Origin of the sequence: Psychroflexus salis, assembly GCF_014640175.1 — a bacterium.
Taxonomy (GTDB): domain Bacteria; phylum Bacteroidota; class Bacteroidia; order Flavobacteriales; family Flavobacteriaceae; genus Psychroflexus; species Psychroflexus salis.
Map to the genome: position 1 here is coordinate 52,383 of NZ_BMGL01000007.1, position 16,283 is coordinate 68,665.

Annotated in this window: 11 protein-coding genes and 1 pseudogene; 4 read left to right on the top strand and 8 right to left on the bottom strand. The window is 32.9% G+C overall.

Annotation, left to right across the window (positions count from 1 at the left end; genetic code table 11):
* Positions 1 to 34 precede the first annotated feature (34 nt).
* Both IEV63_RS06800 and recJ read left to right on the top strand, forming a co-directional pair.
* Positions 35 to 2,773, top strand: a complete 2,739-nt coding sequence (locus IEV63_RS06800) for a PD-(D/E)XK nuclease family protein (RefSeq protein WP_188406044.1) — start codon at positions 35 to 37, stop codon at positions 2,771 to 2,773.
* 163 nt (positions 2,774 to 2,936) lie between these two features.
* The gene (gene recJ, locus IEV63_RS06805; protein ID WP_188406045.1) at positions 2,937 to 4,640 is read left to right on the top strand and encodes a single-stranded-DNA-specific exonuclease RecJ; all 1,704 of its coding nucleotides are present in this window, start codon (positions 2,937 to 2,939) and stop codon (positions 4,638 to 4,640) included.
* A gap of 155 nt (positions 4,641 to 4,795) precedes the next feature.
* Here the strand turns inward: recJ and IEV63_RS06810 are convergent, their stop codons facing one another.
* The 5 genes and pseudogenes from IEV63_RS06810 to IEV63_RS06830 all read right to left on the bottom strand — a co-directional run bounded on the left by IEV63_RS06810 (position 4,796) and on the right by IEV63_RS06830 (position 10,159).
* On the bottom strand, positions 4,796 to 5,017 hold the full coding sequence (locus tag IEV63_RS06810) for a hypothetical protein (RefSeq protein WP_188406046.1): 222 nt from the start codon (positions 5,015 to 5,017) through the stop codon (positions 4,796 to 4,798).
* An 83-nt stretch (positions 5,018 to 5,100) separates the two neighbouring features.
* Positions 5,101 to 6,519: an alkaline phosphatase gene (locus tag IEV63_RS06815; RefSeq protein WP_188406047.1), complete on the bottom strand. Its 1,419-nt coding sequence runs from the start codon at positions 6,517 to 6,519 to the stop codon at positions 5,101 to 5,103.
* A 224-nt stretch (positions 6,520 to 6,743) separates the two neighbouring features.
* Positions 6,744 to 7,454 carry a phenylalanine-4-hydroxylase gene (locus IEV63_RS06820; RefSeq protein ID WP_188406048.1) on the bottom strand — a complete coding sequence of 237 codons (711 nt, stop codon included), beginning with the start codon at positions 7,452 to 7,454 and terminating at the stop codon, positions 6,744 to 6,746.
* Between the two features lie 488 nt (positions 7,455 to 7,942).
* Positions 7,943 to 8,461: pseudogene (locus IEV63_RS06825) on the bottom strand (fasciclin domain-containing protein).
* 159 nt (positions 8,462 to 8,620) lie between these two features.
* Positions 8,621 to 10,159 carry a lytic transglycosylase domain-containing protein gene (locus tag IEV63_RS06830; RefSeq protein ID WP_188406050.1) on the bottom strand — a complete coding sequence of 513 codons (1,539 nt, stop codon included), beginning with the start codon at positions 10,157 to 10,159 and terminating at the stop codon, positions 8,621 to 8,623.
* Between the two features lie 168 nt (positions 10,160 to 10,327).
* On the opposite strand from IEV63_RS06830, the gene IEV63_RS06835 reads away from it, so the two are divergent.
* On the top strand, positions 10,328 to 11,365 hold the full coding sequence (locus IEV63_RS06835; RefSeq protein WP_188406051.1) for a ferredoxin--NADP reductase: 1,038 nt from the start codon (positions 10,328 to 10,330) through the stop codon (positions 11,363 to 11,365).
* 25 nt (positions 11,366 to 11,390) lie between these two features.
* Positions 11,391 to 12,017, top strand: coding sequence for a class I SAM-dependent methyltransferase (locus IEV63_RS06840; RefSeq protein ID WP_188406052.1), 627 nt, complete (start codon positions 11,391 to 11,393; stop codon positions 12,015 to 12,017).
* 170 nt (positions 12,018 to 12,187) lie between these two features.
* Here IEV63_RS06840 and IEV63_RS06845 read toward each other — a convergent pair whose 3' ends face one another.
* The 3 genes from IEV63_RS06845 to IEV63_RS06855 form a co-directional block, all read right to left on the bottom strand.
* The gene (locus IEV63_RS06845; protein ID WP_188406053.1) at positions 12,188 to 13,063 is read right to left on the bottom strand and encodes a cupin-like domain-containing protein; all 876 of its coding nucleotides are present in this window, start codon (positions 13,061 to 13,063) and stop codon (positions 12,188 to 12,190) included.
* Between the two features lie 112 nt (positions 13,064 to 13,175).
* The gene (bioB, locus tag IEV63_RS06850) at positions 13,176 to 14,273 is read right to left on the bottom strand and encodes a biotin synthase BioB (RefSeq protein WP_188406054.1); all 1,098 of its coding nucleotides are present in this window, start codon (positions 14,271 to 14,273) and stop codon (positions 13,176 to 13,178) included.
* Between the two features lie 80 nt (positions 14,274 to 14,353).
* Positions 14,354 to 15,514 (bottom strand): beta-ketoacyl synthase N-terminal-like domain-containing protein, encoded by a 1,161-nt coding sequence (locus IEV63_RS06855; protein WP_188406055.1) that lies wholly within the window; start codon positions 15,512 to 15,514, stop codon positions 14,354 to 14,356.
* Positions 15,515 to 16,283: the final 769 nt, after the last annotated feature.

The window sequence follows — 16,283 nt, forward strand, 5'->3', positions numbered from 1 at the left end:
TTAACCATATTAATTCTTTCAATTTATACATTTTATGAAAAGCTTTTTAGAAGAATATGTTTCCCGTTGCTTAGCAGCAAAATTAGATTTTAAGCAACACGTATTTATCCTTCCGAGTAGAAGAGCTGTAAATTTTTTTAAACAAGAATTGGTACATCAAAATTCAGCGCATTTTTTTATTCCAGAACTCTATAGCATTGAAGATTTTATTGAAGAAGTAGCAGATATACAGCTTATCGATACACTAACCGCTATAACTGAATTTTATAAAGTATATACCGAAGTTTATCCAAAAGATAAACAAGAAACATTCGATGTGGTTTATAATTGGTCTCAAACTTTACTACAAGATTTTAATGAGATTGATCGGCATTTAATTCCAGCTAAAGATTTTTTTGGCAATCTAGCTAATGTAAAAGAAATTGACCATTGGAGTAAAACACAAAATCCGACAGCCATTGTAAAAAACTATCTAGAATTTTGGAAATGTATTCCTAAACTCTATACTTTATTAATCCATAACTTACAGCAAAAAAAACAAGCTTACCAAGGTTTAGCATATAAGTTAGCAGTACAAAATTTCGATAACTATTTAACAAATACTAACAAACAACTTCATTTTGTAGGTTTTAATGCTTTAAACGCAAGCGAACAAATTATTTTTCAAAAAACACTGCAAAGCCAAAAAGGGAAAGTTATTTGGGATTTAGATGCTACATTGCTTAAAGATTCTTACCATCCATCTTCTTATTTTTTAAGGAAGTACCAACAGGAATGGAAGTATTATCAACAAAAAGAAAACGAAATTACAGCAAGTACAAACTTATTTACGTCACTTAAAACTATAAAAACTTATGCTGTACCCAAAAAAATAGGCCAAGCTAAAAGTGTAGGTCAAATTTTAGCTCAACTTCCAAAAGAAGAATATACTAAAACAGCAATTGTTTTAGCCGACGAAACTTTGTTACAACCCGTTTTAAATGCCATTCCAGAGCAAATTTTGCAAGTAAATATTACCATGGGTTTGGCATTAAAATACGCTCCTATAGCTAGTTTTTTCGATCAAGTTTTTCAAATACATAAGCACGAACACTCAGATTTGTTTTATAAAAATGTACTTCAAATATGTGGTCATCCTAGCTTTAAAATGGCTTTTCCGACAGAAAGCAAAATGCTAAAAAACTATTTTGTTAACCACCATATACTAAGCATTTCTAGGCAAGATTTTTTTGAAGCTTTTAAAAGTTACAGTAAAGCTTTTCAACAAACTTTGCAACTTATTTTTTCTAGCCTAGAAAATAAGCCTAAGCAGCTAATAAACAATTGTTTAGAATTGTGTTTACTATTTAAAGAATTTAACCAAGAAAATGCATTGCAGCTGCAATATGTTTATTCCTTTCATAAATTGTTTGTGCAATTACAAAACTTAATGGCTCTTACAGATTATATTGAAACTATTAAAGCCTTGTATGCTGTATATAAAGATGTTTTAGCGCACCAAAGTTTAGACTTTAAAGGTTCACCCTTTCAGGGTATTCAGTTAATGGGAATGCTAGAAACACGAGTTTTAGACTTCGAAAATGTAATTCTAGTCTCTGCAAACGAAGGTATTTTGCCATCTGGAAAATCGGAAAACAGCTATATTCCATTCGATTTAAAAGTAGCGTTTAACTTACCCACTTATAAAGATAAAGATGCCATTTATGCCTATCATTTTTTTAGGTTATTACAGCGCGCTAAAACAGTTCATTTACTCTATAATAACGATGCATCTGGAATGGAAAATGCAGAACCAAGCCGTTTTTTACGATATTTGCAAATATTCCCGCAAGCTAAGCATCATCTTCAGCATTATGTAGTTAGCGCTACGACCAAAGCAAATTTGAGCAAAATGCAGCAAATCCCGAAAACACCAGCTGTAATTTCAAAATTAAAAGCTTTGTTTAATCACGGAATTTCACCTTCTGCATTAACTACTTATATTCGAAATCCTTTGGATTTTTATAAAAAGTATGTCTTGCGAATAAATGAAGTAGAAGAAATTGAAGAAGAAGTAAGCTATCGAGTTTATGGAAGCATATTACACGACACACTACAGCATCTTTACGAAGGTTTTAAAGGAAAAGAAATTAAAAAGCAACATATACAAGACTTTTTAAATCGTTACGAAACAGAGTTGCTTAAACAGTTTGATAAACACTACAACGCAGAGGCTATTAAAAAGGGAAAAAATTTAATTGCTTTTGAAATTGCTAAACAACAGTGCAATCGTTTTTTAAATCAAGAATTAAAATTAATTGAACAACACGAATTACAAATCGTAGCTATTGAAGAAAATAGAAAAATTCCTTTTCAAATAACTCAACTAGATTTTCCAATTTTTTTAAAAGGAAAAGCAGATCGGGTAGATGTATTGGACGGCATTTTTCGAATTATCGATTATAAAACTGGAAAAGTTGAACATAAAGACTTAATTGTAGCTGAAGATTGGGATAATTTTACTGAAGATTACCAATACAGTAAATCTTTTCAGGTTTTATTTTATGCTTTATTGTTTCAAAATGAAGCTAAAAACAAACCGATGCAAAGCGGAATTATTTCATTTAAAAACTTAAACAATGGGTTTCTTAAATTTGGGAAGAAAACAGGAAAAGCAAATGAAAAAACGCATAAGGTTTCAACTGAAATTCTTCAAGATTTTGAAGGGCATTTAAGTGAATTAATTCAAGAAATATGTAATCCCGACATTCCATTTACCGAAAAAGAAGTTTAAAATAATTCTAAAATTATTTACTTTTAAAAGCTCTCTGTTTATGCAGAAGAAAAAAGAGGAATGCATAAATTTCATTAAAAAAAAAACAAACAACAGAAGTAAAATACACCTAGTTTAAGACACAGCTTTCAAAAATTAAATAACCAGTTAAATGCAATAAATTATGAAATGGACCGCTAAGCCTTCACCTAAAAAAGAAACTATTGCACAGCTTCAAGAAGCACTTCAAGTAGATTACAATATAGCTTGTTTACTAGCACAACGCAATATTTCAACTTTTCAAGAAGCAAAAGATTTTTTCCGACCCAATCTTAACCAATTGTATTCTCCTTGGTTAATGAAAGGAATGCAAGTTGCGGTAGAGCGTATTCAAAAAGCAATTATAAGCCAAGAACGTATTTTAATTTATGGAGATTACGATGTAGATGGGACTACGAGCGTGGCGCTTTTGTATGCTTATTTTAGTAAAATTTATCCGCACATTACACCCTATATTCCCGATCGCTATCAAGAAGGTTATGGTGTTTCTTATCAGGGAATTGATTTTGCTCATGATAACGAAATTAGCTTAATAATTGCTTTAGATTGCGGCATAAAAGCTATCGAAAAAGTAGCCTATGCTAAAGAAAAAGGTATCGATTTTATAATTTGCGACCATCACCGACCTGGAGCTGAAATTCCAGCTGCTGTTGCAGTTTTAGATCCCAAACAAAAAGATTGTAGTTATCCATATAAAGAACTTTGTGGCTGTGGAGTTGGTTTTAAATTACTGCAAGCTTTTCATGAAAAAGAAAATAAAGAATTTAACGAATTAATTCCATATTTAGATTTGGTTGCCACGGCAATAGGTTCAGATATTGTACCGATAACTGGAGAAAATCGCATTCTTGCTTTTCATGGATTAAAACAAATTAATCAAAAACCTAGACCAGGATTTCAAGCTATAATTCAGCTTACCAACAAAAAAGAATTAACTATTACCGATGTGGTTTTTATTATTGGTCCGAGAATTAATGCAGCTGGCAGAATGAAACACGGTTTACATGCTGTAGAATTACTTATTGAAGAAGACCTACAACAAGCCGAAGAATTTGCTGCTGCTATCGAAAAATACAATGCAGACCGAAGAGAAACCGACCAAAATATAACTGCAGAAGCTTTAGCTTTAATTGAAGCAAAACAAGAACAAAAGCAATTTACATCGGTTGTGTATCAGGAACATTGGCATAAGGGTGTAATTGGTATTGTGGCTAGCAGGTTAACCGAAACCTATTATCGACCAACCTTGGTGTTTACCAAAAGTGGTGATAAATTAGCTGCTTCAGCACGTTCGGTTAAAGGATTTGATATTTACAATGCATTAGAAGCAAGCGCTGAGTTTATTGAGCAATTTGGCGGACACAAATACGCTGCAGGTTTAACTTTAGAAGAAAAAAATTATTCAAAATTTAAAGCTAAGTTCGAAGAAGTAGTAAAAAACAGCATTCAACCTGAGCAGCTTCAACCCAAATTAAATTACGACTTAGAGCTAAATTTAGCAGATATTACACCTAAATTTTACCGAATCCTGAAGCAGTTTGCGCCCTTTGGTCCTGGTAATATGAGTCCGTTATTTTACAGTAAAAATTTAAAAGATACAGGCTACGCCAAAGGCGTTGGAAAAAATGAAGAACATTTAAAATGCGCAGTTTACCAACACTCAAAGCAAGAAAAATTATCTGCAATTGGTTTTAATTTAGGAAAACATACAGATAAAATTAACCATAAACTTCCGTTTGAAGCCATTTACAGTATCGAAGAAAATGAATGGAATAATAAAATAAACTTGCAGTTGCGTTTGCGTGATGTGCGTTTAAAAAACACTTAATCACGATTAACAAATAAATTAAAATTAGTATATTAGTGGTATATTTTCAAGTAACTATAAACAAAATTCAGTGGTTTAGAATAAAAATAATTAGTCACGAATACACGAATATGTTTTGTATAAAATTCGTGCATTAGGGGCACTTTTAAACTGAACTAATCTCTTTCAATAGGTTGATCTTCGTACCAATCTTCAAAGGTTTTATCGGTGTTATAGTTATCAATTAAAACCCTGTAAACAGTATAAATTAACAATATCTGACCGATTAAGGTTAGAAAAAACACCCATGAAAAACTTAAATCCATAGCTGCCATTATACTTACAGTTATCAAAATAAGTGTTGTAATAATTACAAAAGAAATTGCCGAAAGTTTCATAGCTTTTTTATTTAAAAATAAAACGAAAAGCTTGGAGTAATCTTAAAATAAAATCAATAAACTAAAATTTAACGTATTAAGCATTAGTAAGTTGCAAAATCTTCAACTTCAGCTGCTTTCAACATAAAATTATGCAAATCTGTATTGCGCACAAACGTATTTAATTGGTCGCTATACGGTCCATACATGGCCAATTCAACAAAATCACCCGAATGATTTGTGCTAATCCAACCCACCGAATGGTAAGCTTGTTGTATTTCTGATAAGAGCTTAAAAGGTAGCTTTTTATAATTATAAAGTCCTTGCTCTGGCTTTTCTAAACCTTTGTAATAATCTAAAATAGACTGTGCTTGAGCTTTACTAATTCCGAAGTTATTGGCGTATTCAACTCGTTCACGAACTTGTTCTACCGTATCATTTTTTGTAATTTCTTGTAAAATCCAATCATTAGAATGTTTGAAGCTTTGCAAGCGGTCAAAATTTGTATTTACATCTTTTCCGTACATTATACCAGGGTTCGAGTTTCCATGGTCAGTAGTAATAATTACCAAAGTTTCTTCGTCTTTTTCGGCAAAATTTATAGCTACTTCAACCGCATCATCAAAAGCCATTTGGTCGTAAATTAAAGCACCAGCGTCGTTGGCATGCGCTGCCCAATCTACCTTTCCACCTTCAACTTGTAAAACAAAACCTTCTTCTGAAGACTTCATTACATCGATAGCTTTTTGGGTCATTTCTGCTAAAGTTGGGGTTTGTTTTTCAATAGCTTTATCATTATTTCGATCTAAGCTGTAAGCCAAACCACTTGAATCGAAAACACCTAAAAGCTTTGTATTAGCCGAATTAAGCATATCAATTCGGTTGTTTACTACGGTATAATTTTTATCGCTGAAAGCTTGGTATAAGTTCTTTCCATCTTTTCGAGAGCTCGTATCAAAATAATCTTGGCCACCGCCTAACATTACACTTAAACCTAAGTTGAGGTATTTTTCGGCTATGCCTTCTTGGTCGTTTCTACTTGTGCTATTTATACAAAATCCTGCTGGTGTAGCGTGTGTAATTGGAACAGTGGTAACAATTCCTGCTTTTTTCCCAGCCTGTAAAAATTTTTGCCAAATGGGTTTGTGCTCAACACCACCACGACCTACATTAATTCCACCATTGGGAATGCGATGACCACCACCCCAAGATGAAGCAGCAGCAGCAGAATCGGTAACCAAAGAACTTTCGGAAGCCATATCCATTAAAGCACGCTGTACTTTGTTATTTCTATACAAATCTAGCCAAACCGAAGCTTTTCCATACATGCGTTGTTTTAATGTATCAGCCATAGTTAGTGTTCCTTGGCTCATGCCATCGCTAACTAAAAAGATAATGTTTTTTGCTTTTTTATTGCTAGTTTGCTCAAGCCTAGTAATTTGCTCTGTTTGATTACACGCACCTAGCAAGCCAACTCCAGCAGTGGCAAGTGCACCATTTTTAAAAAACTTTCTTCGGTTCATTTTATATAGAAATTTATTCAAAATTAATGGAAAATGAATTCATCAAAGTTAAGTTAAGCTTATATATTCCTTATTTTTTTAGAAAATGATAGTTCATTCTGAATTTTAGCTTATTAAACTTTCAAATTTTAATTACCCAAAAAACACGCATATTTATCTTTTTTTATAACATCAATCAATTGCTCTACATGAGTTGAAACCCTAAACTACAACATCTTACCTTTTTAAACTTGCGTCTCTACTTTAGTTTGCATACAATTCAATAATTCATTAAAATTCGAAATCACAAAATAATCTTCTTGCATAATGTCGGTTCGAAATACTTTCTGAAAAACTTCAGCTTCATTAAAAACTAAAAAATTGGCCTTGCCCTCATCAATTTGGTTGGTTTCTCCATAAGAAGATAAAATTCCAGCACCGTAGGATTTAATTTTTCCTTTTTCTTGAATTACACCAAATTCTATAGTAAACCAATACAACCGCTGTAATTCTAAAAGTTTCTCTTTATCGTGAATATGAGCTAAACCTAACTTTCCAAATTTGTGAACAAAATTTGAAAAAACCGGTTGACTCAAAAGCGGGATATGTCCAAAAATATCATGAAACATATCGGGCTCTTCTAAATAATCTAAGCTGTTTTTATCGCGCAACCAAGTCGAAGAACAAAACTTTTTTTCGGCTAACAACCTAAAAAAATCTTCCACTTCAATCAATCCAGGAACGACTTCAATTTGCCAGCCAGTAGTATTTTCAAAAAAGGCATTCAATTTGTTGAAATCAGGAATTTCGTCTGCATTCAAAACCGGTTCCATTTCATTTAAAGCTTTTAAATATAAGCTTGAAGCTTTATTCGGAATGTTTTTTACTTGGCGCTCAAAGAGTGTTTTCCAAACCCATAAATCTTCTGTGGTGTAGTTGTTCATTTCTTGTTGCATAAGGCTTTAAAATAAAAAATCCCGACTCTAAGTAGAATCGGGATTAAGTTTATAATTTACATACAACTATTCCATTCTACTTATTTCGGCAGATTGATAATAGTAATATGTTTTGTTATTTTTTTTCATTTCGGTTCAAAAGTATATTTTATTTCAACTCACTAAAATAAATTGTTGAATTGATTTTAATTTTTAACAAATGTCGATGCTTAATTCGTGGCGCATGTTCTTCAAAAACCGACTAATTTTAGTTTTTGGAGTTTCACTTATAAGGGAGGGATATTTTTATTTTGTTTCAAGTTCGAGCGGAGTCGAGATGTGGATGGTTCTCGACTCCGCTCGATACTAAAACAAAAAAGACAATTGATTAAATAGCATCGGCGGTGCACTTCTACAAGAAATGGTTATCGAGAACTGCGTTTTTGTGTTCCGTATTTCTTGATAATGCTCCAAGGCTTGACTTACAAAGAATTAGCAACATATTTGCTTTACGGCAATAAAACTTTATCTATTACATGAATTACACCATTGCACTGATTTACATCTGCAATAGTCACAGTCGCTACATTACCCGCTGCATCTTTAATTTTTACGGCATTACCGTCTAACATCAAAGTTAAAGTTCCGCCTTGTACGGTTTTGATTTGAGCTTTTCCATTTCCTTTTTTTATAGCAGCTACAACATCTTTAGTTTTATAATCGCCAGCAATGATATGGTAAGTTAATACCACTTGAAGTTTAGCTTTGTTTTTTGGTTTTGGTAAACTTTCTAAAGTTCCTTTAGGTAAAGCATCAAAAGCTTTATTTATGGGTGCAAAAACAGTAAAAGGACCATCACTAGATAAAGTTTCAACTAAATCTGCCGCCTTTACCGCTGCAACTAAGGTAGTGTGATCTTTTGAGTTTACTGCGTTTTCAACAATTTTTTTAGTAGGATACATTTCAGCTACACCAATCATATTAGTTTGTCCAAAGCTTAGTTATGTTACCACTAAACTTAAAATCATTACAAAATTAAATCTTGCATTTTTCATAGTTATTATTTTTTATGTTCAATTTACTTACGTAAGATTTAAACAGGAGGTTCATAAATTTCAAATGAGCTCACTCTAAGTAAATAACATTAGATTTTACAGTTAAAAAAAGGATTTAATTTTAGCAAAAACCTAAATCTTCAACTCCATCCCAGGCTGTAAACGAATACTTTTGAGTTGATTTTTTTCTTTGATTTCCTTGATGCTTACTTCTGGAAATTTGCGAGCAATTTTCCACAAAGAATCGCCTTGTTGAACGATGTAGGTTTGAAAATTTTCATCTGCAGAAGTTTCTTTTTCAGCTGAAATATTTTTTTCTTCTTTGGAAGTATGTTGCGTTTCAGTTGAAGCTACAGCTGTTAAATTTTTAGGATGAATACGCAACCGCTGGCCAATACGCAACCGATCGGAACGCAAATTATTCCATCGCTTAATATTGCTTACCCGAACTCCGTATCGGTTGGCAATGCTTCCTAAAAAATCGCCTGACCGTACACGATACGTAATTTGGTCAGAAGTTTTTACATAAGCAGGAAGTTGTTTTTTTTCGGCAGATAGTTGAAATTCTTGATAGCCATAAATTTCATCTTCATTGCTTACAAAAACACCGGTTTCTAGTAAAGGCAAACGCAAATAGTAATTTCGTTCAGCATCATCGGGAACTATGCCCAATTTATAACTCGGATTTAAAAACTGAAGCCAAGTTTCGTCTATGTTTAAATATTGGGCTACTTTTTCTAATTCTAATAATCCTTTGGTTTGAATGGTATCTGTAGTGAAGTAACTTTCAGGTGGAATTGCTTTTGAAAACCCATGTGCTTCAGCATATTCAAACAAATACATTACAGCTTGAAATGAAGGAACATAACCCGCTGTTTCTCTTGGTAAATAGCGTCTTATTTCCCAATAATTCGTTTTTCCACCACTTCTTCTTATGGCCTTATTTACATTTCCTGGGCCGGAATTGTAAGCGGCTAAAGCCAAATCCCAATCGCCAAAAATACCATAGAGTTGCTTCAAATATTTCGCAGCAGCTTCAGTTGATTTTATAGGATCCATGCGTTCGTCGACATAACTGCTCACTTCTAAATCCATCATTCTGCCAGTAGGATACATAAACTGCCAAATACCGGTGGCACCAACTGGCGATTTCGCCTTAGGGTTTAAAGCCGATTCTACTACCGCTAAATATTTCATTTCAAGTGGAATGTTGTATCGATCAAAAACTTCTTCAAATAAAGGAAAGTAAAAATGACTTAGCTCAATTAAATCTTGTGTGGTTTTGGCATCTCTTCCTAAATAGAAACCAATTACACTTGCCAAACTTGATGTATATTCAATATCAAATGGAGTTCTTTTGTTTAATTCGTTTATTCTTTCTTTTAGGACTTGATCTTCAACTTCTAATAAAAAAGTATCTTGTATAGCTAACTTTCTTGCCTTTTCAACTTCATTAAAAAGTAAATTATTGTTTAGTTTATTTTTCCAAACCGAATCTAACACAATGCTTTTTCGATAATCTTGAAGCACCATTTTAAACTGATTCTCATAAATTTCATTATAAATAATATAATCGTCTACTCGGTTTGCTTTAGAAAGTTTAGTTTTATTTTGAGCTTGTAGAGCTGTTAAACTCAATAAAGTTATACAGCTTATAAAAAGAATACGCATGGGGAATTTTTGTCAATTTAAGTTTACAATAATATTACATTCAACTATAAATTCAATAGATTTAGTTTATTATTCACGTTTATAATCTGCACCTTAAATAAGCCCTATTTTTTTAATAAAAAGGAATGTAGACATCTAAAAGCTATTATTTTTGTAAAAAAATAGAAAATGAGCAAGTCGTATTCTTTAAAGATAAAAGATATAATAAGAGAAACTGAAAAAGCGGTGCAATTGGTTTTTGAAGTACCCCAAGCGCTTAAGGAAGAATTTAAGTTTAAATCGGGTCAATATGTAAATTTAGAAACGAAAATAAAAGGCGAAACCGTTAGAAGATCATACTCTATTTGTGCTTCACCTAATGAAGACTTAGCTGTAGCCATTAAAGAATTAGAAGGTGGAATCTTTTCTTCTTATGCCAATCAAGATTTAAAAGTTGGAGAACCAGTAGATGTTTTTTCTCCAGAAGGAAACTTTTTACTTGAAGCTTCAGAGAAAGAAACTACTTACATTGCTTTTGCAGCGGGTAGCGGAATTACACCGATTCTTTCTATGATTAAAACAATTCTTAAAGAAGGCAAACACAAATTTGTATTGGTATATGGAAATCGTTCTCCTAAAGAAACCATGTTTTTGGAAGAATTATTGAGTTTACAACAACAGCATCCTGAACGTTTTTTTGTGGAATATATATATAGCAGAAAACAAGCTGAAAATTACACATTTGGAAGAATAGAAAGGTCTACCATTAATTATGTATTAAAAAATAAATATGCGAATGTAACTTTTAAGCAATATTTGCTTTGTGGTCCTGAAGAAATGATTTACAACACCCAAGAAGTTTTACAAGAAAACGGAGTAGAAAAAGATGCCATTGCTTTTGAATTATTTCATTCAACCGAAGAAGGCGAAGATGTTGCTAAAGAAGGTTTTTCTGAAATTGAAGTTCGTGTAGACGATGAGACTTATACATTTAGTATGAATCAGCAAGATGTTATTTTAGATGCGGCATTACATGAAGACATCGACGCGCCCTACTCTTGCCAAGGTGGGATTTGTAGTAGTTGCGTAGCTAAAGTAGTAGAAGGCCAAGCTAAAATGCGAAAAAATCAAATTTTAACCGATGAAGAAGTTGAAGATGGGCTAATTTTAACTTGCCAAGCGCATCCAACTTCAGCCAAAATAATTATCGATTTTGATGATGTATAGCTAGATTTAATACTCAACAAAGCATATGAACACTACAGATAAGACAAAACATTGGAACCATATATACGAAACCAAAGAGTTGAAAGATGTGAGTTGGTACCAACTCAAACCAAATACTTCTTTAGCGTTTTTTGATGCTTTAAAACTTCCTAAAACAGCAAAAATTATCGATATTGGTGGTGGCGATAGTTTTTTGGTAGATTATTTACTTAAAGCTGGCTTTAAAAATATTAGTGTCTTAGATATTTCAGAAAAAGCAATCGAAAGGGCGAAGAAAAGACTTGGCGAACAATCTAAAATAGTAACTTGGATTGTAAGCGATGTTACTCAATTTACACCCGACGAAGAATACGATGTTTGGCATGACCGTGCTGCTTTTCACTTTCTTACCAACGATAAAGACATTTCGAATTATATAAAGGCTACAAAACAATCTGTTAAGTCTCAAGGCCATTTAATTATTGGTGTTTTTTCGGAAAAAGGACCCAAAAAGTGCAGTGGAATTGAAATCAAACAGTATTCTAAAGAAAGTTTATCTTCTGCATTTCAACATCATTTTGAAAAAATAGAATGCAAAAATCTAGACCACGAAACACCCTCAGGTTCACTTCAGAATTTCACTTTTTGTAAGTTCAAAAAAGTTGAAGCTTAAAAAGGTTTATTTATTCATACCACTTTCAAAGGCTCTCTGTGTTCTTAGCATCCCTTCCTTACGGCAAATAGATTAGAGGTAATACAAGCAACAGTTCAAATACTTTTAAAGGCTAAGATGTAATTGCATTCGATATTTTGAATATTGTTTAAACTACTAAGTTAAAAAATTTACTGCTTGTCTGCGTATCGGTTAGTCCGTTCCATGGCTAATTTTTCTTTGTACTTCATCCAAGCCTTACCACGAAGTTTACGCATTATGTTTTCTACATTTCGCATAACTGCTAAATTGTAAACTGCTTTTCCAATATTCATTGCGCTTCTAGGAATAGCGCGTAAACTCATAGAAAAGCCTGGTGTTAAATAATGCATGTGGTGCCAGTAACCTTCGGGCATGTATAAAGTATCGCCGTGATTCAGTTCGGTTACCATTCCTTGGGCATGTTGCAAAGCCGGAAAGCGTTCAAAATCGGGATTATCAAAATCAATATCGTTTAAGGTAACTAAGGAGTTCGGTACTTTATACAAGTATTTAGTTTCAGATGGAGGAAATAAAATACAGCGTTTTTTTCCTTCAAAATGCACATGTAAAATATTAGCAAAATCGATATCGTAATGCATAAATACTTTAGAATCTTTTGCGCCAAAGAACAAAAATGGTAAGTCTTTTAAAAACTTGATACCGAGTTTGGGCGCTTCAAAATGATTTTGTAATTCGGGTACTTCTTTAATTAAATTGAAAAGAAATATACGGTAAGAAGTTTTTTCAGACTTTAACAAATCAACATACTTGCTGAGTTTCATTTTAGCATGCGGTTCGTTGAATTTGTTTTTATGGCTAATGGGGCGATTGTCGTAAAGTGGAACTTCTATATTGCCTGCTATGTCCTTAAAATAATCGAATCTCCATAAATCGAAAGCTTCCCAATTGTTGGCTAAATTTTCAATAACCACAGGTTTTTGTGGCTTTACATATTGCTCTACAAAATCTTCACTAGTAATTGATTTTACGCGTGGTATTTCGGTTAGATTCAATGTTTTAGTCATTTGTTCAGGTTTAGTCATTCAAGTTGTACTTAAACAACTCTGCAAAAATACAAAAAGAAAATTTGATTTAACCTTAATGTGTTAAAAGCCAACTTTATATTTATAAAAGATTTTAAGCTTTTGTTTTTATGTTTTTGCCTTTTTCTTTGGCTTCTAAATTTCGCTCAATCGTATGTCCGGGCCTAGTCCATTTTGGTTTTTCGCCTAAAGCTTTGTATTTTGATTCCTTAGCATCGATCGATTCAGGTTGCGATTTTTTGGTAAAAGGTTTCATGGGTTCCAAGCCTAACAACTTAAACAATTCCATATCTTCATTTACATCAGGATTAGGAGTGGTTAAGAGTTTATCTCCTGCAAAAATAGAATTGGCTCCTGCAAAAAAGCACAAGGCTTGTCCTTCTTTACTCATATCGGTTCGACCAGCCGATAGCCGAACTTGGGTTTGTGGCATGACAATTCGTGTTGTGGCCACCATGCGTACCATTTCCCAAATAGATACGCGGTCTTGTTCTGCTAATGGAGTTCCTTCAACAGGAACCAAAGCATTAATGGGTACAGATTCAGGTTGTGGATTTAAACTGGACAATGCTACTAACATTCCAGCTCGGTCTTCTAGGTTTTCGCCCATGCCAATAATGCCACCACTACAAACCGTAACATTGGTTTTTCTTACATTATTTAAAGTTTCTAAACGGTCTTCATATCCACGCGTAGAAATAACTTCTTTATAGTATTCTTCAGACGAATCTAAATTATGATTGTAGGCGTATAAACCAGCTTCAGCTAAACGCTTAGCTTGATTTTCGGTAATCATTCCTAGTGTACAACAAACTTCCATATCTAGTTTGTTAATAGTGCGTACCATTTCTAGGACTTGTTCAAACTCTTCTCCATCTTTTACATTTCGCCAAGCTGCACCCATACAAACGCGAGAACTACCAGTAGATTTTGCGCGTAAAGCCTGAGCTTTCACTTGGCTTACACTCATTAAATCATTTCCATCTATATCGGTATGATAACGAGCTGCTTGAGGGCAATAACCACAATCTTCAGGACAACCACCTGTTTTAATAGACAGCAAAGTAGAAACTTGTACTTGATTTGGATTGTGTTCTTTTCTGTGAATACTTGCGGCTTCGTATAACAAATCCATTAAAGGCTTGTTGTAAATCGCTAAAATTTCTTCTTTAGTCCAGTCGTGTCTTTGCATGTAATTAAGTATTGAATAATTCAAAAGTAATAAAAGATGTAGTTTATTAAATTGAATTTGGAATTATTCTCTTGAAGAATTTATAATTTACTAATTATCAAGCTCACAGCATTTCCACCAAAACCGACTGCATTTACCATAATATAATCGAGATTTTTGGGTGTTTCTGCATTTTTATAAAATGGATTAGCAATGCACTCCTGTTGTTGAAGCATTAACAAAGCTAATTCTAAGCTCATGGCACCTGATGCCGCGTATGTGTGTCCGATTTTCCATTTATTTGTGGTTAAAAAGGGAATTTTTGCAAAGCTTTTTTCAATGGCTTTTAATTCTGCTAAATCTCCTTTAATAGAACCAGGAGCATGCATAATAATTGCATCAACTTGTTTTATATTGGCCTGTTGTAGAGCCATTTGCATAGAATCTTGAAAGCATTTTGCTTCACTAGTAATTGCAATGCTATGTTTAATTTGTTCGTTAGCAAAGCCTATACCTACAATTTTTGCTTTTGCGTGTTTTGGCTTTGTAGAGAGTGCAAAAAGGCTTGCCGCTTCACCTAAAACTAAAGTGTTTTTTGTTTTTTGAAACGATAAACTTTTGCAAGCTAAACTTTCGGTTTCTTGGCTGTATAGTTTTAAGGCTTTTAATTGAGCTAAAGTAAAACTAGTTAAGGGCGCTTCTGTACCGCCAACAATAAACTCTGAAGCCATGCCCGATTTTAGCCAAGCAATAGCGTTTAAAACTCCGTGTAAAGCCGTAGAGCAAGTTATGGAGTGCGAAATTACAACACCACTTGATCCTAAATCTTGTGCAACCCAAGACGAAAGATTTCCTAAGGTTGTTGATGGCGATGTGCGACTTGAAACCATCCCTGTTTTTATAAATTGACTGTGGTAATTTTCGAATAATTGTGTTGCTCCACGAGATGAACCTATGTTTACTCCAGCATTCGTAAATAAAAACGCATCATTATCTTGAAAACTAACAATTAATTTGCGGCTGGCTAGCAAGGCTAAAAGTACAGATTTGTCTAAATAAGAATAGGCTTTTTTTTCTTTTTGAAGCTTTTCAATTTCTTTTTCAGACTCTTTTAAAATAGGACAAACCCAATATTCTTTTTGCTTAAACTTCCTTTTTTCGAAAAAAGCATGCGAAGATTGGTAAGATTTCCAAACTTGTTCTGCCGTTGTACCTAAAGCAGAAATCGAAGTAAACCCATTGATATAGATTTCTTTTTTCAAAATTAATTTTTTAGCAAATATCGGTTACAAATAACAAAATCTCGCACTGAGGCGAGATTTTGTAGCATTGGTCTATGGATGAAGTCTCACAAAAAAATATTCCGGATGAATAGTGATTCTTAAAAATATTCTACAAAATTACAATGCTTAGTAGCCTAAAAACATACCCATCAATGGGTATATTTAGCCACAAGGTGTTAAAAGAAGAAATTTTTTCTATTTTAAATCCCAAATTAAATATTTCAATATTTTAAAAGCTTAAGCTAAACACTTCGATTCCTTTTTAAATGAAGCTAGTTTAACCCTACAAACATTAAAACTTAATACCAATTTAAACATGAAATATTTCTATATAGTACCGATTGTTATTTTAAATGACGCATAAATGCCCCTTTAAACATGCATCGGCATTGTACCCACACAAATAAGTTACGCCATTATACATTCAAATTAGTACAACTAATCATTTTTCCTTTTATTTCCTTGTACATAATTAGCGTAGCGCTGCTATGCAAATCATTCACAGCGTTATATAAGCAAAAAGCAATTTCGTTTTCTTAACGACATTTAAAATTTAAATTGGTATAATTTATTATTTATACTTAGTGACAGCTTAAATTAAAAGAACTGGTTTCAGTTTGAGCAAAGTAAAGTTTATGTAGTTATTGCTTTGCTTTTGAATATTTTATTTTGTTGTATTCAAGAAATTTTTGTTGCTTATTTCTTAATGCGATTTGTGCTGAGCTTGTCGAACAACAATGCTTATTTA

Coding starts and splice junctions, on each gene's coding strand:
- IEV63_RS06800 (WP_188406044.1), top strand. CDS start 35: ATGAAAAGCTTTTTAGAAGAATATGTTTCCCGTTGCTTAGCAGCAAAA.
- IEV63_RS06815 (WP_188406047.1), bottom strand. CDS start 6,519: ATGAACCGAAGAAAGTTTTTTAAAAATGGTGCACTTGCCACTGCTGGA.
- IEV63_RS06845 (WP_188406053.1), bottom strand. CDS start 13,063: ATGACTAAAACATTGAATCTAACCGAAATACCACGCGTAAAATCAATT.
- IEV63_RS06820 (WP_188406048.1), bottom strand. CDS start 7,454: ATGCAACAAGAAATGAACAACTACACCACAGAAGATTTATGGGTTTGG.
- IEV63_RS06830 (WP_188406050.1), bottom strand. CDS start 10,159: ATGCGTATTCTTTTTATAAGCTGTATAACTTTATTGAGTTTAACAGCT.
- IEV63_RS06840 (WP_188406052.1), top strand. CDS start 11,391: ATGAACACTACAGATAAGACAAAACATTGGAACCATATATACGAAACC.
- IEV63_RS06810 (WP_188406046.1), bottom strand. CDS start 5,017: ATGAAACTTTCGGCAATTTCTTTTGTAATTATTACAACACTTATTTTG.
- IEV63_RS06835 (WP_188406051.1), top strand. CDS start 10,328: ATGAGCAAGTCGTATTCTTTAAAGATAAAAGATATAATAAGAGAAACT.
- bioB (WP_188406054.1), bottom strand. CDS start 14,273: ATGCAAAGACACGACTGGACTAAAGAAGAAATTTTAGCGATTTACAAC.
- recJ (WP_188406045.1), top strand. CDS start 2,937: ATGAAATGGACCGCTAAGCCTTCACCTAAAAAAGAAACTATTGCACAG.